16 protein-coding genes and 1 tRNA gene are annotated in these 21,464 nt (G+C 40.0%); 9 read left to right on the top strand and 8 right to left on the bottom strand.

Annotated features, from left to right (window positions below; all coding sequences use genetic code 11):
* Positions 1–242 precede the first annotated feature (242 nt).
* The gene (locus I8748_RS32915; RefSeq protein WP_198128675.1) at positions 243–761 is read right to left on the bottom strand and encodes a phosphoribosyltransferase; all 519 of its coding nucleotides are present in this window, start codon (positions 759–761) and stop codon (positions 243–245) included.
* 70 nt (positions 762–831) lie between these two features.
* Between I8748_RS32915 and I8748_RS32910 the strand changes: the two genes are divergently transcribed.
* The 3 genes from I8748_RS32910 to I8748_RS32900 all read left to right on the top strand — a co-directional run bounded on the left by I8748_RS32910 (position 832) and on the right by I8748_RS32900 (position 3,708).
* The gene (locus I8748_RS32910) at positions 832–2,277 is read left to right on the top strand and encodes an MFS transporter (protein ID WP_198128674.1); all 1,446 of its coding nucleotides are present in this window, start codon (positions 832–834) and stop codon (positions 2,275–2,277) included.
* A 37-nt stretch (positions 2,278–2,314) separates the two neighbouring features.
* Positions 2,315–2,455 (top strand): TniQ family protein, encoded by a 141-nt coding sequence (locus I8748_RS32905; RefSeq protein WP_198128673.1) that lies wholly within the window; start codon positions 2,315–2,317, stop codon positions 2,453–2,455.
* A 62-nt stretch (positions 2,456–2,517) separates the two neighbouring features.
* A complete protein-coding gene (locus I8748_RS32900) occupies positions 2,518–3,708 on the top strand; it encodes an SUMF1/EgtB/PvdO family nonheme iron enzyme (protein WP_198128672.1) in 1,191 nt (396 codons plus the stop codon).
* A gap of 10 nt (positions 3,709–3,718) precedes the next feature.
* Here the strand turns inward: I8748_RS32900 and I8748_RS32895 are convergent, their stop codons facing one another.
* Positions 3,719–7,069, bottom strand: coding sequence for an AAA domain-containing protein (locus I8748_RS32895; RefSeq protein ID WP_198128671.1), 3,351 nt, complete (start codon positions 7,067–7,069; stop codon positions 3,719–3,721).
* A gap of 204 nt (positions 7,070–7,273) precedes the next feature.
* Here I8748_RS32895 and I8748_RS32890 point away from each other — a divergent pair, with 204 nt between their 5' ends.
* Positions 7,274–7,552, top strand: a complete 279-nt coding sequence (locus I8748_RS32890; RefSeq protein WP_198128670.1) for a hypothetical protein — start codon at positions 7,274–7,276, stop codon at positions 7,550–7,552.
* Between the two features lie 3 nt (positions 7,553–7,555).
* Positions 7,556–8,017 (top strand): HNH endonuclease, encoded by a 462-nt coding sequence (locus I8748_RS32885; RefSeq protein WP_198128669.1) that lies wholly within the window; start codon positions 7,556–7,558, stop codon positions 8,015–8,017.
* 131 nt (positions 8,018–8,148) lie between these two features.
* Here the strand turns inward: I8748_RS32885 and I8748_RS32880 are convergent, their stop codons facing one another.
* From I8748_RS32880 to I8748_RS32865, 4 genes are all read right to left on the bottom strand, one after another.
* On the bottom strand, positions 8,149–12,138 hold the full coding sequence (locus tag I8748_RS32880) for an NACHT domain-containing protein (RefSeq protein WP_198128668.1): 3,990 nt from the start codon (positions 12,136–12,138) through the stop codon (positions 8,149–8,151).
* 25 nt (positions 12,139–12,163) lie between these two features.
* Positions 12,164–13,135, bottom strand: a complete 972-nt coding sequence (locus I8748_RS32875; protein WP_198128667.1) for a caspase family protein — start codon at positions 13,133–13,135, stop codon at positions 12,164–12,166.
* A gap of 46 nt (positions 13,136–13,181) precedes the next feature.
* Positions 13,182–14,099: a hypothetical protein gene (locus I8748_RS32870; RefSeq protein WP_198128666.1), complete on the bottom strand. Its 918-nt coding sequence runs from the start codon at positions 14,097–14,099 to the stop codon at positions 13,182–13,184.
* 629 nt (positions 14,100–14,728) lie between these two features.
* Positions 14,729–14,802, bottom strand: a tRNA-Pro gene (locus I8748_RS32865).
* 147 nt (positions 14,803–14,949) lie between these two features.
* Here I8748_RS32865 and lipA point away from each other — a divergent pair.
* The 4 genes from lipA (at position 14,950) to I8748_RS32845 (ending at position 19,474) form a co-directional block, all read left to right on the top strand.
* Complete coding sequence (gene lipA / locus I8748_RS32860; RefSeq protein WP_198128665.1) at positions 14,950–15,831, top strand: lipoyl synthase; 882 nt, start codon at positions 14,950–14,952, stop codon at positions 15,829–15,831.
* Between the two features lie 127 nt (positions 15,832–15,958).
* Entirely contained in the window at positions 15,959–16,885 is a 927-nt protein-coding gene (locus I8748_RS32855; protein ID WP_198128778.1) for an NAD(P)H-dependent glycerol-3-phosphate dehydrogenase, read from the top strand.
* Between the two features lie 560 nt (positions 16,886–17,445).
* Complete coding sequence (gene sigC, locus I8748_RS32850; protein ID WP_198128664.1) at positions 17,446–18,696, top strand: RNA polymerase sigma factor SigC; 1,251 nt, start codon at positions 17,446–17,448, stop codon at positions 18,694–18,696.
* 322 nt (positions 18,697–19,018) lie between these two features.
* Positions 19,019–19,474, top strand: a complete 456-nt coding sequence (locus I8748_RS32845; RefSeq protein ID WP_096551500.1) for a Fur family transcriptional regulator — start codon at positions 19,019–19,021, stop codon at positions 19,472–19,474.
* 252 nt (positions 19,475–19,726) lie between these two features.
* Here the strand turns inward: I8748_RS32845 and I8748_RS32840 are convergent, their stop codons facing one another.
* Both I8748_RS32840 and I8748_RS32835 read right to left on the bottom strand, forming a co-directional pair.
* Positions 19,727–20,860, bottom strand: a complete 1,134-nt coding sequence (locus I8748_RS32840) for a peptidoglycan-binding domain-containing protein (protein WP_198128663.1) — start codon at positions 20,858–20,860, stop codon at positions 19,727–19,729.
* 22 nt (positions 20,861–20,882) lie between these two features.
* The coding region (locus tag I8748_RS32835) for a cobaltochelatase subunit CobN (RefSeq protein ID WP_198128662.1) at positions 20,883–21,464 on the bottom strand (582 nt) is incomplete at its 5' end.

Below are 21,464 nucleotides of genomic sequence, written 5' to 3'. Positions count from 1 at the left end.
TTTGACAACTCCTTTTGTCCTTGTCCCTACTCCCCCAATACGGTTCGGATAAGCATTTTAAACTCACAATAGGGTTTGGGGAAAAGGTTACTGGGCTTGGGTTAAAGGTTTTTCTTCCCCTTTTCCCTTTCCCCTTTCCCCTTTAACCGAACCGTATTGCCTACTCCCCTACTCTACCTCTTCTTGTCTACTTTTTCCTTAAGTTGACACCAATGCCCCCTCATCCCCCCATCCCCCCATCCTCAGCACGGCTGACTCACCTTCGCCGCCAGTTCTGCGGGGTTCATATGCTCATAATGTTCAAAGGGTTGATGAATCCAGGGGTTATCAGGCAAGTAATCGACATAGTAATCGGGTGCGATGACCGAACAAGCTTTATACCAAATAACAGCGGTGCGAATTTCTTCAATTGGGCGATCGCTATTTTGCTTTAACCAAGGAATAGTCTGCTGGAGTGTCACCCCAGAGTCTACCAAGTCATCTACCAAGAGAATACGCGAACCTAATTTTTCGGCTGTCATAGTTAAGTGGCGAGAAAATGTTAAACTACCTCTTTCTTGTTTACCAGGGCCACTGTAAGAAGATGTTGCTAAAATTGCCAACGGCTGCTCGTATATCCGGGAGAGAATGTCTCCTACCCGTAGTCCCCCTCTGGCGAGACAGATAATCTGATTGAATTGCCAACCAGATTCATAAATCTGGGCAGCCAGTTGTTCAATTTTTTGGTGATAATCTGACCAAGAAACGTAAAGGTCTGGCATAAAAAAATTGATTTCCAGGTAATACTAAGGCAACCGCAAACTTTCTATTGTAGTATGAGCGCAAGATATTATGAACGATGCTGCTGATGGCAATGCCCAAAATCACTCTGAAAGCGAAAAACTAGACCTTGGTACTAAAATTGCTTTCGGTGCTGGAGATTTGGGAACAGCCATAACTGCGATGGTCGGCATTTCTTATTTATCACCGTTTTTGACAGATGTAGCTGGTTTAAATCCCAACTTAGCAGGACGCACCCAACTGGTAGGTAAAGTGTGGGATGCGGTCAACGATCCGATGGTGGGGGTATTGAGCGATCGCACTCAAAGCAGCCAGGGAAGGCGCTATCCTTGGATAATTTGGGGCGCTGTTCCCTTTGGGATTTTCTTTTTTTTGCAGTGGATTGTCCCTCACTTCAGCAATAATGAGACTGTAAATAATTGGGGTTTATTTTGGTATTACACTGCTATTTCAATCTTATTTAACGCTTTTTACACAGTTGTTAATTTACCATATACTGCACTCACAGCGGAACTAACCCAAGATTACGACGAACGCACCAGCCTCAACAGTTTTCGCTTTTCCTTTTCTATCGGTGGTAGTATTTTCGCCATACTTTTGGCTTTAGTCATTTCCTTATTAATTCCCAATAACGGCAAACTACAATATATATTCTTGGGGGCCATCTGTGGATTTATCTCTGTTTTGCCATTGTACTGGTGTGTTTGGGGAACTAAAAAACGCGCCCAAGCAGTAGCACGGTTACACCCAGAAACAGAACAAACAGTTTCTATTCCCTTATGGCAACAACTAAGAATTGCTTTTAGTAATCGTGCTTTCTTATTTGTGGTTGGGATTTATCTATGTTCTTGGTTGAGTGTGCAATTAACTGCTGCAATTATTCCCTACTTTGTCACTAGTTGGATGCGATTGCCACAATGGCACTTTAACTTAGTGCTGTTGACAGTCCAGGGAACGGCTATGTCCATGCTGTTTGTTTGGAGTGCCATTAGTAAACGTGTTGGCAAACAAACCGTTTACTACATGGGAATGGCTTTGTGGATTATCGCCCAAGCTGGACTGTTTTTCTTGCAGCCTGGTCAAATTACATTAATGTATATTTTTGCACTGATGGCAGGTTTTGGTGTTTCTACAGCTTATCTTGTTCCTTGGTCAATGTTACCCGATGTCGTTGAACTAGATGAACTCAAAACAGGACAGCGACGCGAGGGTATTTTCTACAGTTTCATGGTATTTCTGCAAAAAATCTGTTTAGGGATTGCAGTTAATATTGTGTTGCAAAGATTAGGTGCAGCTGGGTATATTAAGCCGACACCAGATATCCCAATACCCATTCAACCAAACGCTGTATTAGATGTAATTCGTGTTTCCATTGGCCCTCTACCCACCATTGCTTTAGTTTGTGGCATGGTTCTCACCTATTTTTACCCAATTACCCGCGAAATGCACGCAGAAATCCTGCTAAAACTCAAAGAACGCCAGGAAAAAAGAAATTAATTAGCTCAATAGCAATCGATCACCATAGGGTATGACCATGAAATCCAGACCAATTAGGTTATGTGGTGCTTGCTATGCAGAAGTACCTTATCACCGCATTGAATGGCAGTTTAAAGACAAAATGAAATGCGATCGCCACCAATTACCTCTGTTAACCCGTAAGGTTGCCGAAATTTGAACTGTTTGGTATGATGCCAGTGCTGTCAAGGGGAAAGTGCTGCTAACAATTAGTTTGCCACTATGCCACATTTTCCTACATCTGATGAGTTAATAAAAATACTTGACCGTATCCTAGACGGTAGTCGAAATGAAAATGATATCAATTTACTACGGCAATGTCTGAGGAGAGTTAACGGTCAAAATCAGGTGCAGTTAGCAAATAATATTGTTAACATTGCCGAAGGAAATGGAGTTCATATTGGCGATCGCATCACCTACCAAGGTGCTATAGACGAAGAAACAAAGACAATTCTCCGCCAGTTACAACAAATCCTCCAGGAAAGCCAAGTTTCGATTTCGTCTAATTTTTCTCCTCAAACCCCAACTGAAAAGTTTTTAGTCAACACTAATTCACATAAGCAAGTTAGCCCACTACCGTCAGAGCTTAATATTTTCGAGTTTGAAGTGGTAACTGTAGATCATAAAGGAAAAGAAACCAAGCGTTACCGTACACAAGCTGAGTATTTTGTAGAAGATTTAGGAAATAGTGTTGTACTGGAAATGGTTTCCATTCCAGGTGGTAATTTTCCAATGGGTGCATCACGAGAGGAAGAAGCATCACAAGAAGATGAACGTCCTCAACATTTAGTTAATATAAAATCCTTCTTTATAGGTAGATATCCTATTACCCAAAGACAGTGGAGAGCTATTGCAAACTTCCCAAAAATTAACCACTACCTCAAACCTGATCCATCCTGTTTTAACGGCGATAATTTACCTGTAGAACGAGTTTCTTGGTATGATGCACTAGAGTTTTGTGAGCGACTGTCGCAGAAAACAGGAAGGCAATATCGCTTACCCAGTGAAGCTGAATGGGAATATGCTTGTCGTGCTAGAACCTCAACGCCATTCCATTTTGGTCAAGTAATTACAGATAAATTAGCCAATTATTGCGGTAAAAACGACAATATAAATAGCATTAATCGCCAATGTACAACAGAAGTTGGTAGTTTTCCAGCTAATACTTTTGGGTTATACGATATGCATGGGTTAGTTTGGGAGTGGTGCGCTGATTATGAACACGATAACTATCAAGGCGCACCATTAGATGGTAGTGTATGGGTAGATGATGGAAATGAAGAATATAGAATTTTGCGTGGTGGTTCTTGGGGTCATCCTGTAAATTTATGTCGTTCTACATCTCGCTTTTCTGAAGCTGCAACCACAAAGGACAAGCAAATTGGATTCCGGGTTGTCTGCTCTTTGATCTAAAAATTTTTGACTATTGTGAAATTAATTGATAAATTTTTGCTTTTATACTCTCAATAGAAGATAACTCAGAAAATTGTACACTTGTTTCTTGGCGAATTTGAGGTTTAATATTTAACGATGTCCTGCCACATTGCGCTCTGTAAGGGTGAGAAAGCCAATTCCAAGTTCCTATAATAGCCAGTTTCGTATCACGTACCAAAATTCTTTCATTTGTTCCTCTACTTTCTATATGTTTTCCTTCTCCTAAACGAATTAATTGTGAACCTGGATATTGTGAGAATAAATGTCTCAGCTTATTCTCAATTGTGGGATCATTATTATCATTCTCCTCGTTACCTTTATTTCCGTAAACTACTGTTACTTTAACTCTTCTTTCTAAAACTGAAACAACCTCTTTACCAAACAGTTTTGATTCACTTCCCCTAATCCAAGGTGTGACAATTATCAATTCTTCCTCTGCTTGGTCGATAGCTTCTCTAAAAATTCTTAAATGATCGCAATCATAAACTAAAATAGTACCAGGTTCTGCTTTAGGAATTTCTTCTGCTGATTTATACTCTAATACAACTCCATACTCTCGAATATGTTCAACAAGTTGCCGAGTCAGGTTTCCTTTTTCTAGTCTGTAAAGATTACCAACTAAAATAAATAATTCTTTAGCTCTTGATACAGCAACATTTAAAAGATTTGGTCGTTTGTTAATCCAGTAAACATTATCTTGGGGTTGACATACTTTTGTAGATAGGATAATTACTTTTTTCTCAGAGCCTTGAAAAGTGTGAACTGTGCCAACAGATTTTAAGTCTAATTGAGAGAATTTTTTTGTTAATTTTTCTCTCAACGCAGCAGCATGAACTTTAAAAGGGGAAATAACGCCTATATCTTTTACTGAGTAACCTTGTTTAACTAAATGCTCAATTATCTCACATACAGCAGTAACTTCTTCTTCATTAACATTATTGCGGATCTTACCTTCAACATCATAAGCAATTAAGTGCGACTCTACTAAAGAATTGACTGGTGCTGTTTTGATTTCTAAATCATAGTCAGCAATAGCATTGCAATATTGAATAATACTAGGCTGACAACGGTAATGTTCTTTCAAAAGAATTCCTTTACCCTTATCTTCACCTTCTCCACTTGCACCAGCAGCACGATGATAAGCCGTAGCACTATACTCCTCTTCTGGACTGTAACGATGGTAATCAATGTCAGTTAATCCTCTATTAATAAACGCTGTTTGGCGATAATCTTCGCGTCTTTGCTTACTCAAAGTAATAATAGGTTCAATTTGTAGAGGATCACCAACAATAATAGCTTTGCGCGATCGCACTAATAATGGAAAAGCCTTATGTTGGTCAATCATTCCCGCTTCGTCTATGATTGTGCGGTCAACACATTCCTGAATCCAGGGAATCATTTTGCGGATTGAATGCAATGTGCAAGTGATTACCGGAAAAATTAAGCTAAGATATTTAATATGTTCATCTAAGTTTTCCGCAAGCTTAGATTTCGACTTCCAATCTCCTGAAAGAAGACTATAATAAAGTTCTAGAGTTAGTTTGATGTTTTGTTTATTGTAGAGTGCTTGTTGAATAAGAAATTTACGCGATAGCTTAAATAGTTCTTTGTGCTGATCATGGAATTTTTGGTTAAAGGAAGTATAAAAATTTTCTAGTGGATTAGCCAAGCTAATCTCTAATAACTGGAATTCCTCTAAAGCATTACGCTTCTGCTGAGTTATCTTATCTCTCTCCTTATATTTTACCTCTAATCTTTTTTGTACATTTTTTAACTCACCTGCCTGATCTATTCTTTCTCTAACTAAGCCTGCTTGTCGAATTAAATCAGCGCGATTAGTAGGTGGTTCTATAGGGAAAATAGTTATAGATGTTTGTGCTATGGCTGATTGACAAGCTGAATTTAGCTCACGCAAAATACGTTCTTCCGTTTTTCCAGTCAGCCAACGCCAAAAGCGAACCCACCAATTTAATCTACCTTCAGGTAGCAGTGATTTAGCTTTTTTAAAATGCTGTTCTATTATGCTGTACGCTTCTATTGGTAGTTGATTGTACTGTGATAAATCTCTAGCTCGTTGCTGAAAAGGAATTAAAGCAGATATAATTTCATCTAAATTCTGTTGCAGTGTTTGAATCTGAACCGAAAGATATTCATATCTTTGTGTATCTAAGTCCCGTTGCTGTCGTAATTTTAAATATCTAGACTCTTCTGCTAATAATTCATCTTTAATTTGTTTGATTTGTTGTTTTAATGAATTATTTATTTGTCCATCAAAGCTATTTTTTTGTAAAAAATTAATAGCTTGTCGTAATTTTGCAATAGCTCCATTATCTGATTCAAGATTATCTTTCTTTCCGCCTTTGAGATAAAATAGTTTATCTTGTGAAACTTTATCCAGCTCCTCAATAACATTATCAACTGCTTGATTATTAGCACTGCTGACTACTGTTAGATTATTGATATCCTGACCAATTTCAATTAAATCGAGTGCGCGTTTAACTACCTGTTGAGCAATAACATGAAGAATCAGAGTAGTTTTACCCGAACCAGGTGGGCCTTGTACAGATGTTATCGGTTCACTTTGAGCGTGTTTGAGTGCTTTTGATTGTGAATTAGTCGGTGCGTGAGTTGGGAAAGCTCCCATGTAGATAACTTCTTCTTTTGCAGGCTTAGGTTCACCAAACAAATATTCAAACCCAGGATGTCCTTTTGAGCAATTTTTCGAGCCTGATTTAATCTCTTTTAAGTCTTGCCGGAGATTATAATTATATGCCGCTCCTGTAAACTCAAATAAATAAGGCTGACGTTGAATTTGTTCACGAGAGCGACGGGGAATAACAACCTGTTCCATCCAATTCTGATAGCTATCAAATGTTAGCTTAAAAGTAGTTTCTAGAAAAATTCGTAGCCCATCTTGAGTAATCAATTTTTCACACTGTTCATCATCCAATCCCAGAAACGTGCTTAAATTGTCTCCAGCTTCTATCAGTATTAAGCTATCTAAGTTCCACCCTTGTGCTTGATACTCCCCCTTGAGGATAGATGTAACGTCTAAGCTAAACAGAGGACAAAGATAAGATTTTCCCTTTTCTACATCTAAAACTTGGGGAAAGGATAAAACCCATACTGCCTCTTGTAGAGTATTTTGCCTTTGCTTAACTTTTTGCTGTAATTCTGAAAACGTGGCTTGCTCAATTAATAAATGGTCACGTACTAGCTTTACACCACGCTGTTTGACTTTATCGCTGTTGGTTTCAACCCTGGCTTTACTGTATTCATCTAAATTAATGTAGTCTAACCAAGCGTTGAGAATAGCATCTACCTTACTAGCTATGTTCAAAACTACCTCCCAGTTGTTGTACTGGTTTTAGTGTTACATTATCCCTTTACTTAGATGCTAAGGTAATTTGTGACACTAAAAATGTTTAAACTTATACAATTTGGTTAAAATGCTTAAATCAGCAAGCAATGTTTACAACGGACTACGCCTACGCACCTTTGAGCTAAAATCAAACTACTCATCGATTAACTTTCTGGCACTGCCATGAGCATCTCTCAGCCACCGAAACTATCTTGTTTACCAACAAAGCTACCCATTGATGGCGCAGTGCGGATTGATTTAGAGGAAGGTATTCCAGTTTTTCGAGCATCCAGCACTGTCCAAAGTCGCGTTGAAGAACTATTGACAAAACAGCAAGAAACTTCACTCAGTACAGAAGAAGAACAAGAACTTGATTGCTACGAAGAAATTGATGATTATTTAAGCTTTGTTAATCGTACAATTCGTAATTTATCTATTGCGTCAACTCAGCCAGCATCGTAAATTGTGTCCTCTCGTAGTAAAGTCCCTGAAGCTATCCAAAAGCAGGTACGTCAACGAGCCAAGTACCTATGTGAGTATTGCCATGCCTCTGAACAATGGCAGTATGTACAGTTCACGGTAGACCATGTTATGCCCTTGTCATTGGGTGGAACAGATAATTTGGAAAATCTGGCGTTGGCTTGCTTTCACTGCAATCGCAGAAAGACAAATCGGTTGACTGCAACTGACCCTCTATCTGGAGAAGAAGTTTCATTATTTAATCCACGACAGTGTAACTGGAGTGAGCATTTTATTTGGTCTACCAATGGACTATTAATTGTGGGTTTGACAGCTATAGGACGAGCAACAATCACCGCATTAACTTTGAACCGGGAACGGGTGATCAATATTCGTGAGGCTGATAAAGAAATAGGTCGGCATCCACCAACGGATGATCCAATGCAAACAAAATTTGAGCAAGGCTAATAGGAAAGAGCTTCACAGATGCTTTCGTTTCCGCTTGTTATACTACAGATGAGGGTAATGTGCATCACATTGTAGGTAAAATCACCTTGCAATCTGGGTGGTGGATCGCCATCCATGTATAAAGTTAAATCTCAATCTTTTATCGGTGAACTCGATGGACTGACACGGTTGATAATTCCCTCAGAACTTTTAATTTCGCTGTTTATAAGCAGATGTACTTGACTGTATTCAGTAATACCTAAATTTGAGCGAGAAGCAAAACCCTCAACACAGTGTTTTTCTGCTAGAACAGTCCAAATTAAAGCTAAATCATTTTTTTTCATAAATTCTTCAATATACTCTTTATTAACCAGTAAAGTAGAGATCCCTGGCTCAAGTATTGAGGGATCATTAAAGCAGAGATGACCAGATATGGATTTATAGCCACTGATTGAATCCCACTGCAAATCATCTGATTCAAAAAATATTGTTGCAGGAACTAATACACTAAAGCTGTCTTCCTGATAAGCATCAAAATCCCTTTCAAAGAGTATTGAATTAGCTGTTGGTACTATAGACCATGATCTTTCTGAATCTCTCATTCTTGCTGAACCATACTGCTCAAAATACTGAATAAACGGTATACCCCAAGGATATTCACCTAAAAAGCCTTGGGATAAAGAATGCCCCTCTGGCATCCACCTCCCCATAAAGTGTTGCTCACAAAGCCAAGTCCAACAATTTTCTGCTTCATTTTTTGGAACGAGATAACTTCTAATTTGCATCCAACACATCCGGTAAGGATATCCATCCTCAAAATCTTGATTGTTTGGTTTAGAGTTCCATTCTGGATACGATTCTAAAATCAGCCAATTTTTGCCATTATTAGGATTTACTACTGTTAGCATTGCAGAAGAATTTGGAAAATCATTGCTGTCTAGCCATTCTGCATCAGACAGATTGGTGTCTTGCTTTAAGTCATAGTTAACAGGTATCCACCAAGAGTTACATTTAGTAGTTTGAGTTTTTGGTAGTAAAACTGTTGGGTCAATATTTCTCTCATCTAAAGCTTGAAGTTCTGGAATAGATGGTGGTGAATCCCATTGTGAGCTTTTTATCTCAAGATGGTCTGATGCACGCGCAATTATACGATAAAGTGCTATCCATTGGTACTTCTTCCCAATTCTTTCTGCCCAAGAAGGTTTAGCACGTCCTCCACCAAATTTATAAAGTATATGCCCATCAAAACGAGCAAACAAATCACTGGTGTAACCCATATCGAGAATATGCTTAAAAATCCAGCTTTGCGCTTGATAAATTTGAATATGTTTATATTTATCTAACGCACTTGTTACTGTATAAACTGCAAAATCATCGTCCATACAGCTATCGTATAGTTTAGGAAGTTCCTTGCTAGAATCGCTGTATTTTTCAATCCAGTCTTTTTCAGGATAATTTAGTGGCCATTCGCTTTCATAAGGTGGTCTAAATTGCTCTGGTTTAATGTCATCTGGTAGTTGATTACGGTGATTTGATAGTTCCAATATTAACCTAGCGTAATCCCTAACCATTGCATTTTGAGGAAGATTTTTATTGCTAAAAAATATTTCGTAAACAGTAACAGATGTTGCCTTTATTGCATAATTATTATTAGCTCTAATCAATGAACCATAAGCAGCAGCTAAACATCGCTCTATTACATATTCATCATCTATTTGGCTAAAACGCCTAATAATAAATGGCCATTGTAGAGGATGGTCTTCCATAATTCTGACCATTGCCTTGGTTGCATAGTCCCGAACACGTCTATCTGAAGCAACGCAGAGCCAAGACAGTTGAATTACCCAAAGTTCTGCGGTTTGGTCTGAGACTGATCCAAGATTAGCCTTTAACGCCCATCGCAACAATCTATCAACACCTTTGAGTTGGCCATAAGTCCCATAAAAATAAGGACATAATGCAGCATCTCTAACAGGCATTGAAATAGATGCAAAAAATTCATGAAACCAGACAGAGTTGAGAGGATGTCCTATTCTGGTACTTAAAGCAAATAAAGCCTCCATTGTTGATGCAAATGTTTGTTTATGGTGTAGTGCCTGTTCCACAATCAAGGCTGTTGTCTGTGTAAAAGAAGTGATAGCTCGCCAAGTTAGGGACTCCATAACAACTAATGTTATTTCTGTGGGATACGAAGCAAAGCTAACTACCTCAGTCAGTTCCACTCCGTATTTTTCGGGAATTTGTATGGCTAGTGCTTCCAAAAGACCACGATTTTTTCGTAATGCTGCCTCATCAACAACTGAGAAATTAAGTAACCCACCAGAGGCAAATGCTAAGTGTAAAGAGTCTTCAGAAATTTCTTCTAAGTATTTTTCCGCTAAAAGTTGGTCAGCAAAACGCTCAAAACTAAAGCGAATTGCATCTTGGGGTTTTTTCTGCGAAGAAGTTACTACTCTATCCTCGCTAATAATACCTTCCCGAATCATTTGGTCGAATAAAGATGATGACCTCTGAACTGAAGGTTTGATTAAATCAACCAATTCTTTTGCTTGTTCCCAAGGTAGCCATGTTGTCTCAATTGCTGACATTGCTGACACTAGACTGTTTAATGCTTTTTGTAAACATTTTTCTTTGGGATAATAGTCAAGTATCCTAGCCAGCTTTTTATTCTTACTATCCAGTAAATACTGAATCACTTCACTAATTCCAAGCATACCATCAGGTAGTATTCGGACACCTGCATCTTTGAGGGATTCACATACAAGACGTAAAAACAGAGGATTAAAAAACTCAGGTTGCATGAGCGGCATCGAAGGCGGCTCTAATTCATAAAACCGGAAGAAATCAAAACAAGCATCAAACTCAACCCCTTCAAATCCTTTATGTTCTACTATAGGTAGATTTATATTAGGAGCGATAATATCTTCTAAATAAGTAGAACGACAAGATATACATAATCTGAGCCAAGGATATCGTGATATTTGCTCAATTAATGATGCTAAATGCGTGTACCAAGTATCTCGTGGACGAGTTTCGTTTAGGGCATCAATAAAGATAATCAAGGGGTAGTTAGTTGACTGACTAATTGCATTAAGTGCCGCAAGAAGCTCATCACGGGATATAGCTGCACTTATTCCCAAAATTTGACGAATTTGTTGCCATGGCTCACCTTGTGTAAACTGTTCTCCCAGTAAAACAATACTTCTTAATCCTCGTTTTTGTCGGTCAAGGGCTATGTCACAAATTGCATGGGTTTTACCTATTCCCGCAGAACCAATGAGCAGCATTCCCACAGACATAGGGAGTATAGCTGTAGGTTCATTTAGCCAATTACGGAGTTCTTCGAGAACTTTAATTACATCGCGTGCAGAATCTATATGTTGAGCAGGGAACGAAAGTTGATATTCCGCCATAAACTGGCGAAATCCAGCCGATTCAGCCATTCCTTTCCCATGCTTTTCTTCTACATCCTCTATAGCAGTAGACAAACATTCTTCTGCTAATTCAAATGCTTGATTAACTAAATTTTTTAAATTATTAATTAGGGTTATTTCATGTTCTGTGATGAGAAAGCGGTTTAAATAATTCCTAATCTCGCTCAGGGTTTTAGTTAAAGATTCAGCACTTTCTCTAGATTGAACTGGAAATTCTGGAGTTGCAGGATCTGGACTTGATTTCCTTATACCATGTGACCATTGCTTGATCGCATCAGATACTTTTGTGATTAAGTTTTGTACGGTAGCCTGCCATTGTGGTGTTCTACCCAAAGCTTCAAATGTAATAGATATAGGAACATCTACAGTTAATTCAGGTGTATATCTTGGTTCCGCAGTCTTAGCAGCATCATTAAGCTGATTGGCAAACCACTCATTATCCAGATTTAGAGGGTTGACTATTTTGAGTGTTTTTAACTTTTCTTGTAAAAACTGTTTAATAGCTTCAACATCAGCACCTTGGGAAATGATATTGCCAAACTGGCTATCTTTTACTTGGTTAACATTATTTATGGTCTGGGCAAATTGCAAAATTATACTACGGTCATGACCTTCAAATACTTGACAGATATTTTCAATTTCCTCAACTGTTGCACTATTTACTGCTAGTTTTTCAGCAAGTATCTTCAATTCATCTGGTGTAAGCATTTTTTATTTTTCTTTCCACCACAAGTTAGTTTTTGTGAATGACATTACCAAAATGACCACCATTAGCTTCGTTAATGTTATAGATTTGTTGTGCGTACTGGCTGATGTTATCGGCAATTTTATTAATTTTTTGTGTTGCTTCAGGCTTCACTTCTTCCCATCCTTTATCGGGTAAACCCTTACCACCGAGAAGCTTGGCAATTACAAAATCCCCTCCAGTGATATCGTTGTAAGGAACTTGCTCCACTTTATATAACTGACGCGCAGTTTCAGGTACTGCTTTGCCAAGGTGATTCATGATATTAGAAACTCTAACTTCTTTATCACCTGGTTTGTTTCCCGCACCTTGCAAAGCTTCCAGAAAATGATAAGTGTAAATACTAATTGTTTCATCTTTTACCCAGTAAGACTTTTGCTCACCTTCAGAGGAAGTGAAAACTACTCTGCCTTTCCCTTGTTTCAACTCATCAATTAAACCTTTGGATGGTGCAACTCGGATAAAATCATCAAACTCTTCATCAAGTTCTAAATCAGCGTCTTTAGAAGTTGCCATTCCTGCTGCGTGACAACTATCAATTACAACTAATAAACGTTCAGATTGAATTTGGCGTAATGCGGATGTAAAATCTTCTGCTGATAGTGCTGAACTAGCGATTTTAGTGGGTTTAATGTCATGCTGCAATAAATAATATTGTTTTGTGGTTTTATCTACCCAGCCATGTCCTGAATAATAAACAAATACCGTAGCACCAGGGTCAGATTGTGCTTTTTCTTTTAACCAATTTAATCCATCCAAAATACCTGTCTTTGTTGCATTTTTGTTATTTAGTACCCGAATATGATCTTGGTTATCAGGATAAGCACATAGATCGGGGTCAATTAAAGCAGCATAGATTGCCTGGGTATCTTTGACAGTCACAGGTAAAGATAATTTACTATAAGCAGACTCACCAACACCAATTAATAACGCATAACCGTGAGTAAATTTCTCAGTCATTTCCATCTTGTCCTATCAATTAAGTGGCTAATCCAAAATAATCTAGTTATTCTTCGTACCGACTAATACGGAATATTACGTAGTTGTAAGGTAGTTGAGAATTGTCTGCTTTATGGACAATTGCTCCTACCTCTGGTTTGTAAATCCATTTGTTCCAGTCAATGACTGTTTCATCAGCAACTTGCACAGCAATATAATTACCTTCAGCTAGGCGACAACCCATTGCTGAATCTTCAAAATCTAGTCCCAGGTAAAATTTTTGTACAGCGACATTTTCATGGCGTTGGGCGAGTAATTTTACAACTCCTAAAGTAATTTCTGTAAATGGTGCGATCGCTGGTTGAGTAGTGGTTAAAAGTTTAAGTCCACTTTGAAAAGGTGAAGATTCTAATGCTGCTAATATTGTCTTATCTTGCTCATTTTTCACATTTACTGTTGAGCATTCAAAGGCTAATCCCTGTGAACCAACATTTAAACCAATAAAAACAGGGTAGCCAGCAATACCAGCAGATTGTCTCTCTTGCACCCGGTAGGTTTGACTGAAGCTGACTGATTCTTGGGTATTAGCTAGCTGATTCCTTACAGCAAAAGTAATCAGGACATTATGTGTTCCTCCACCAGGATACTTTTCAATGTGGAGGCGGTCTAAGCGAATATTGATGCGGTTGTTTTTAAGGCTATTGTCGGGTTGGATTGCACTAGGATGTTTGATGGGTTGAGGTTGTATTGAACCTGAGTTATAAGGCGCGATGTAACCAAACTTGTGTGTTGCATACATCCAGGGTTGGTCTTGAATTAAGTTTAAAAACTCTAAAATGCCTTTATCAAAGCCTTCTAAATTAGAATGCCCTACAACAATGCTTTGCACATCAGGGTCTTTCATCTGTTGCAGTTTTGCAGCTATCCATTCAGGATCTTCAGATTCGCTAATAGCCTTAATGTCCTCAAATACACTACTCAGCATTTTGCTTTCCCATTAAGAAATATAAACTTTGATAGCATAAGTTTTGTAGCAGGGGATTTATACGGTTAGCTAACTGCTTAATCTTAGACCATACAATTATGAATACGGTAAATTAGCTCAATTCTTCTGATTTTTTTCAGATTTTGTTTTAGCTAGATACTTAAAAATCTGGTGGTTTAAGATTAAAGGCTGGGTGTGGGGAAAGGGGGATTTTCATAAATCTTGTTATATACAACAAGGTGAAATGAGCCTTCGATTCATTAAGTTGAAAGAAGAATTTTTTGATTTTAGTTACCAAAATCATTGATTTCAACAACCATTCCGGCTAGGGGTGGGTTGAAAGACATTGTTTTTGAACCATTGGTGCGAACGAATACCACACTTCAACAACCATTACAGTTAGAAGTGGATTAAGAAGAATATTTGAAGCATTCAAATTTTTTTGAGAGGGTTGAAAGGCGCACTTCGTTCGGGAATATTCCAACATTTGTGAGTGTATTATAGATATGCTGGAGTCAACTCCACCTAAAATATCGGCGACATTAATATGTTAAGACGACATTTAAATCGTTAATAAAGACAAGAATCTGTTAACGATGACAAATAATTAGTTAATCGACAACAATAAATCGGGATGACTGGATTCGAACCAGCGGCCCCTTCGTCCCGAACGAAGTGCGCTACCAAGCTGCGCTACATCCCGCCATAAAAATGGCATTATCCCATTAGCATATCATAAATAATGGGAAATCAAACAACTATATCTATATATATAGATGACTAACTGACTTCAATAAGGGCTTTGCTTGCTAGGATAAGATTTGTATAACTTCAGTGGTAAAAGCGGATTGTGACTGTAAAACCAGACTGGTTGCGGGTGAAAGCGCCTCAGTGGCAGCGTGTTGGTAACGTTAAAGAAGTTTTGCGGGATTTAGCGCTCAATACGGTTTGTGAGGAAGCGTCCTGTCCCAATATTGGTGAGTGCTTCCAAGCTGGAACTGCCACATTTTTGATTATGGGGCCAGCTTGCACACGTGCCTGTCCCTACTGTGATATAGACTTTGAGAAAAAACCTCAACCTTTAGACCCCACCGAACCAGAACGACTAGCCGAAGCTGTTCGCCGCATGAAACTCAATCATGTGGTAATCACTTCTGTAAACCGAGATGATTTGCCAGATGGTGGTGCATCCCAGTTTGTCAAATGTATTGCAGCGGTTCGCAGCGTCTCACCCCACACCACAATTGAGGTGCTAATTCCTGACTTGTGCGGTAACTGGAATGCATTAGAGATAATTCTCATAGCTGCGCCAGAAGTCTTAAACCACAACACAGAAACTGTACCCCGCCTATATCGTCGGGTGCGTCCCCAAGGAAATTACGATCGCACACTGGAATTATTGCAGCGATCGCGCCAAATTGCGCCTTGGGTATATACCAAATCCGGGATCATGGTTGGACTTGGTGAAACTGAAAAAGAAATCCGCCAAGTCATGGAAGATTTACGAAAAGTAGATTGTGATATCTTGACAATTGGGCAATACCTGCAACCCAGCCAAAAACACTTGAAAGTAGACGAATTTATTCACCCAGAACAATTTGCTGCTTGGCAGGCATTCGGTGAACAACTGGGATTTTTACAAGTTGTATCTTCACCATTGACCAGAAGCTCATACCATGCAGAACAAGTGAGAGAATTAATGGAACGCTATCCCAGAGAAGTTAGGAGTTAAAAGTTAGGAGTTAGGAGTTAACATTTATTTCTTCCTCATCCCCCTCATCCCCCCATCCCCCCTGCTCCCCTGCCTAAATCCTGAGTGGTTATAAACAAATGCTAAGTTCACAGTGGTATTGATATCGGTGCAAGAAACTACCATAGCAATTTTGGGTGCAGGTGCTTGGGGTGCATCTTTGGCAAATCTAGCAGCAGCAAATGGTCATGCTGTGCGTGTGTGGTCGCGTCGGGGGCCCTCCACTCTCGAAGCAGTTCTAGAAGATGCCCAAATAGTCGTGTCTGCAATATCAATGAAAGGTGTTAGGGATGTAGCTTCCCAAGTACAATCTTTACCCCTATTAAAAGAAACAATTTTTGTCACAGCCACCAAAGGCTTAGATCCTCAAACCACCAGCACGCCTTCGCAAATTTGGCAAACAGCATTTCCGAACCATCCTGTAGTTGTGCTGTCAGGCCCTAATTTATCTGAAGAAATTCAACAATCTTTACCAGCCGCTACGGTAGTAGCCAGTAGTGTAGCCATTGCCGCTGAACTAACGCAGCTGGTATTTTCTTCCCATCGTTTTCGAGTATATACCAATCCCGATCCCGTGGGAGTAGAACTGGGAGGAACACTGAAGAACGTAATTGCGATCGCAGCTGGTGTATGCGATGGTTTACAACTAGGAACCAATGCCAAAGCTGCTTTAGTCACCCGTGGGCTTACGGAAATAATTCGCATCGGCAATTTTTGGGGCGCAAAGACGGAAACATTTTACGGTTTATCGGGTCTAGGAGATCTGTTAGCAACCTGCAATAGTCCTCTAAGTCGCAATTATCAAGTCGGCTACCAGATGGCAGGTGGTAAAACACTTACAGCAATTCTTTTCAATTTGCCAGGAACCGCTGAGGGAGTCAATACTTGCCAGGTTTTAATGCGACTAGCCAAGCAACAAAATATTACTATGCCGATTACCGAGCAAGTTTACCGATTACTTCAGGGTGAAGTGACACCGCGACAAGCACTTGATGAACTGATGCTGCGAGATATCAAGCCAGAATACAACTATTAACACTCATCCGTTATTCAGTCATCCGTTATCATTCGTGCGTAACTACTAACTTCCCCTTTCAAACCTATCACCTCTGACTACTCCCTAATAATCCTGAGAAAAAAATTAGTAAATCGTCAGGATATTACTTCTACCCACATGTAGATATGACTATAGCAACGATAAACATTATTTTACTTAAATATGTTTATACCATTTACAAACTTAATAATTAATAACTACAAAGTTGAAATGCTGACTAGGTAGTTGGGAATTTAAAACCTATCTGTAGATTTGAATAGCTATTGGTTCAATCAGACGCTCAGCAGCCGAATTAGTTCGGTATTAATGTTGGGAAAATAACCAATACAGTTTTTTTGTAAAAAACTGTATTGAAATCTTCTACCGTGTTAGTTCATCTAAAATCACGGGAACAATAGCAACAGTTGATTAGCTAACCCTTCGGGTGACGCTCGCAAGCTCGCTAACCCTGCGCTAACGCAGTCGCCTAGGTCGGGAAGCCCTCCTACAGCGCTGACTCACCGTAATCTATTGTTACCTGGAGCCATTGAGACAATTTTATGCCAGCAACATCTTTTTATCCAGAGGCCGCCTTCAATACCCAAAAATCTCGCCAGGTTTTGGAACCGGATCTCACAGTTGATGACAGTGAGTTGTCGGTAGATGATCTACAGGAGCTGGAGATAGCTGCTGCTGATCCTGCTAACTTTGCTAGTAGTGCTAACCGTCGCAGTACAGATTTAGTACGTCTGTATCTTCAGGAAATTGGTCGAGTTCGGTTGTTGGGGCGCGATGAAGAAGTTTCAGAAGCGCAAAAAGTTCAGCGGTATTTGCGGATGCGGATAGTACTTGCTAATGCTGCAAAACAAGGCGATGAAGTAGTTTCACCTTATCTGCGCTTAATTGAAGTTCAAGAACGTCTAGCATCAGAATTAGGACATCGCCCTTCTTTGGAAAGGTGGGCTGCGACTGCTGGTGTCAACCTGTCAGACCTCAAGCCAATTTTGTCAGAAGGCAAACGCCGTTGGGCAGAAATTGCCAAGATGACAGTGGAAGAACTTGATCAAATTCAAGCTCAAGGACTGCAAGCAAAAGAACACATGATTAAGGCTAATTTGCGCCTAGTGGTGTCTGTTGCGAAGAAGTATCAAAATCGCGGTTTGGAACTGCTAGATTTAGTTCAAGAAGGGACACTTGGTTTAGAGCGAGCTGTAGAGAAATTTGACCCTACTAAGGGATATCGCTTTAGCACCTACGCTTATTGGTGGATTCGTCAAGGAATTACCCGAGCGATCGCTACTTCTAGCCGCACGATTCGCCTACCTGTCCATATTACCGAAAAATTAAACAAAATTAAAAAGGCTCAACGCAAAATTGCTCAAGAAAAAGGTCGCACCCCCACTCTTGAAGACCTAGCCATTGAGTTAGACATGACTCCTACTCAAGTACGAGAAGTTTTGTTAAGAGTGCCTCGTTCTGTGTCGCTCGAAACTAAGGTAGGAAAGGATAAAGACACTGAGTTAGGTGAATTACTAGAAACCGATAGTGTAACTCCTGAAGAAATGTTAATGCGAGAATCTTTACAAAGAGACTTGCAAAATCTCTTGGCTGATTTAACTAGCCGCGAACGGGATGTAATCCTGATGCGGTTTGGCTTAGCAGATGGTCATCCTTACTCACTAGCAGAAATTGGACGCGCCCTCGACTTATCACGGGAACGAGTACGCCAAATTGAATCTAAAGCTTTGCAAAAGCTACGTCAACCCAAGCGACGCAACCTCATTCGCGACTATTTGGAGTCTCTAAGTTAGTTTATGGTCATTCGTCATTTGTCATTTGTCGTGAGAAAACTGCAAACGACAAATGACTAGGGACAAAGGCCTAATTTGATCCCCATGTTCACAGGTTGGTTGCAGCTTATAGGCAATAATTTGCATTTAGCTGAACTGAAATTTTCTTTACTTTTTTCCAAATCCCCAAAGGACGGGGATCGCTATTACCTAATTGCTGATCGAGATTTTTTCAATTAGTCCTGAGCATTCTATAATTATTGTCAATAAGCAATGATTGTTGCAAGTAGCTCCAAATATTTGTTATATTCTCAACTAATGGGCTTTGTTGAGAAAAACTAGTATGACTGTCTACACCACTACTTCACTCAAAGCAGAATTAAACGAAAGAGGCTGGCGTTTAACTCCCCAACGTGAAACAATTCTACACATTTTTCAAGAACTTCCGCAAGGGGAACATCTCAGTGCTGAGGATCTTTATCACCGACTAGAGGGCGATGGCGAAGGAATTAGTCTCTCAACTATCTATCGGACTTTGAAGTTGATGGCGCGGATGGGGATTTTGCGGGAATTAGAACTCGGAGAAGGCCATAAGCATTACGAGATTAACCAGCCATACCCCCATCATCACCATCACCTAATTTGTGTGAGATGCAACGCCACCATTGAGTTCAAAAATGACTCTATTTTGAAAATTGGTGCAAAAACTGCTCAAAAAGAAGGCTATCACTTGCTTGACTGTCAAATGACAATTCACGCAGTATGTCCCAAGTGCCAACGGGCACTGATGCCAGTGTAGCACTTGGGTTGGGTAACAAAGCGAAGTTACTCAAGTCAACCAATTTAGGATTTTAGATTTGTTCCACCCACAAAGAAAAGCGAGTGCGACAGCTGCACAACAGGCGTCAAGCGGCGTTCGGGGATAAACCAAAAAAACAATCCAAAATCCAAAATTGGCACGGTCAATTAATAATTTGAGCAATTTCCTATTTGTTGTGATCGGAGGCAAGCAATTAGTTGGTGACTAGTACTGACCAAGCCTAAGCGGATGCTAAAAGCGTCCGCTTCTAATATCACTCAGACTGATACCGTAGTATTCTTGGGCTTGCTTAATTGCTTTTTTCGTGTCATCTGCCATCACTCCGTTCAGCTGACCTTTATAAAAGCCTTTTTCTTGTAGTCGCCTTTGGATTTCCAGGACACTAAACTCACTCTTGGAAGCAGTCTTAACTAAGTCATATAGCTTAGCTCTGGTAGTGGGGCCAGCGACGCCACTTGCACTCAAGTAATTAGCTGCCTGAAATCGGCGTACAGCATCTGTTGTGTAGGGGCCAAAATAGCCGTTTGGTTCTCCCTCTAAATATCCCGCTTTGATTAAATGTTCTTGAAGAACTCTGACTGCTTCACCGCGATCGCCCAGACGGAGTTTATCTCGCTCAACTACTGGTTTGGTGGCAGGATCTTCCCCATAACCAACTCCCGGTTGCGGTAATTTTGTCTTTGTTGCTGGCCCAACAACACCATCAACATCTAATTTGTAAGCGTCTTGAAACCGCTTGACAGCTTCTTCGGTAATTGGGCCAAATATTCCTGTGGCATTACCGTAATAAAAACCTGCGACTCGCAACTGTTCTTGCAAAGCCCTAACATCTTCACCTTCATCGCCTTTGGCAAGATAGTTGGGACTACGGCGCTTGTTGGTTACTGAACTAGTGGTGCTGGTTGTTTTGACAGTTGTACTGGCAGTACTCACTTTTTGAGCTTGTGTACTCGCAGTGGCAACTTTGGTAGGACGCCAGTTTTCTAATTTTTGCAGAGTGCTTGTTCCGACAATGCCGTCAACTGGTAAACCGGCGGCTTGTTGGAAGCGTCGCACAGCATCTTCTGTGGGAAAGTCGTATATTTGGGTGATGTTAGCTCGATAAAAACCTATTTGTTGCAGCTTTTGTTGCAAACTTCTGACAGAAGGCCCTTGATCGCCCCTTTCTAGTGCTATGGCGCTACTCACAGCGCTGAGAATAGATAAGGTGAGAGCAAGGGGCAACATATGCTTCCAAGCCCTACTGGAAAGTCGTTTCCAGTCTGGTGCAGATGCTCCCTTGAGCAAAGTGCCCAGCGATACTAATTCACTGGATTCGCTGTCTTCATAGGCGAAAGCTAGGTGCAAATACGCAAGATTGTCCATATTTATGTCTTACACCACTCTTTTATTCAACGGCTGCTTCAGCTTGATGTACTAAGTTTCGTAAAGTATCTATTGTCTGTATATTTACATCCTGCCATAAACCGCGCTGAGATGCTTCTAATAATTTTTCAGCAATATCACGCAGAGCATAAGGATTATTGTACAGAATAAATTCCGACACAAGTGGATCAAGCAAATAAGCCTGGACGATACCCTGATACATGTAGTCTTCCACACACTTTGTTGTGGCATCGTAGGCGAATAAAAAATCCACCGTTGCTGCCATTTCAAATGCACCTTTGTAACCGTGACGCATCATTCCTGCAATCCACTTGGGATTAACTACGCGAGAACGATATACCCGTGCAATTTCTGCTCGGAGTTGGCGGACGCGTGGTTGAGCAGGAATAGAATTATCTCCAAAGTAGGTTTGGGGATTTTTTCCTTGGATAGAACGTACTGCGGCTGTTAAACCACCCTGAAATTGGTAATAATCATCAGAATCGAGTAAATCGTGTTCGCGGTTATCTTGATTATGTAAAACAATTTGCATTTGTGCTAGGCGTTGCTTAAAGGCTTCGGGGTTGGGGAAGGGGGATGAGGG

It is taken from the genome of Amazonocrinis nigriterrae CENA67 (assembly GCF_016056305.1).
Taxonomy (GTDB): domain Bacteria; phylum Cyanobacteriota; class Cyanobacteriia; order Cyanobacteriales; family Nostocaceae; genus Amazonocrinis; species Amazonocrinis nigriterrae.
The sequence above is the reverse complement of the archived record's forward strand: the minus strand, read 5'-3'. Positions and strand labels throughout refer to the sequence as shown.

Coding starts and splice junctions, on each gene's coding strand:
- I8748_RS32915 (WP_198128675.1), bottom strand. CDS start 761: ATGCCAGACCTTTACGTTTCTTGGTCAGATTATCACCAAAAAATTGAA.
- I8748_RS32910 (WP_198128674.1), top strand. CDS start 832: ATGAACGATGCTGCTGATGGCAATGCCCAAAATCACTCTGAAAGCGAA.
- I8748_RS32905 (WP_198128673.1), top strand. CDS start 2,315: ATGAAATCCAGACCAATTAGGTTATGTGGTGCTTGCTATGCAGAAGTA.
- I8748_RS32900 (WP_198128672.1), top strand. CDS start 2,518: ATGCCACATTTTCCTACATCTGATGAGTTAATAAAAATACTTGACCGT.
- I8748_RS32890 (WP_198128670.1), top strand. CDS start 7,274: ATGAGCATCTCTCAGCCACCGAAACTATCTTGTTTACCAACAAAGCTA.
- I8748_RS32880 (WP_198128668.1), bottom strand. CDS start 12,138: ATGCTTACACCAGATGAATTGAAGATACTTGCTGAAAAACTAGCAGTA.
- I8748_RS32875 (WP_198128667.1), bottom strand. CDS start 13,135: ATGACTGAGAAATTTACTCACGGTTATGCGTTATTAATTGGTGTTGGT.
- I8748_RS32870 (WP_198128666.1), bottom strand. CDS start 14,099: ATGCTGAGTAGTGTATTTGAGGACATTAAGGCTATTAGCGAATCTGAA.
- sigC (WP_198128664.1), top strand. CDS start 17,446: ATGCCAGCAACATCTTTTTATCCAGAGGCCGCCTTCAATACCCAAAAA.
- I8748_RS32845 (WP_096551500.1), top strand. CDS start 19,019: ATGACTGTCTACACCACTACTTCACTCAAAGCAGAATTAAACGAAAGA.
- I8748_RS32840 (WP_198128663.1), bottom strand. CDS start 20,860: ATGGACAATCTTGCGTATTTGCACCTAGCTTTCGCCTATGAAGACAGC.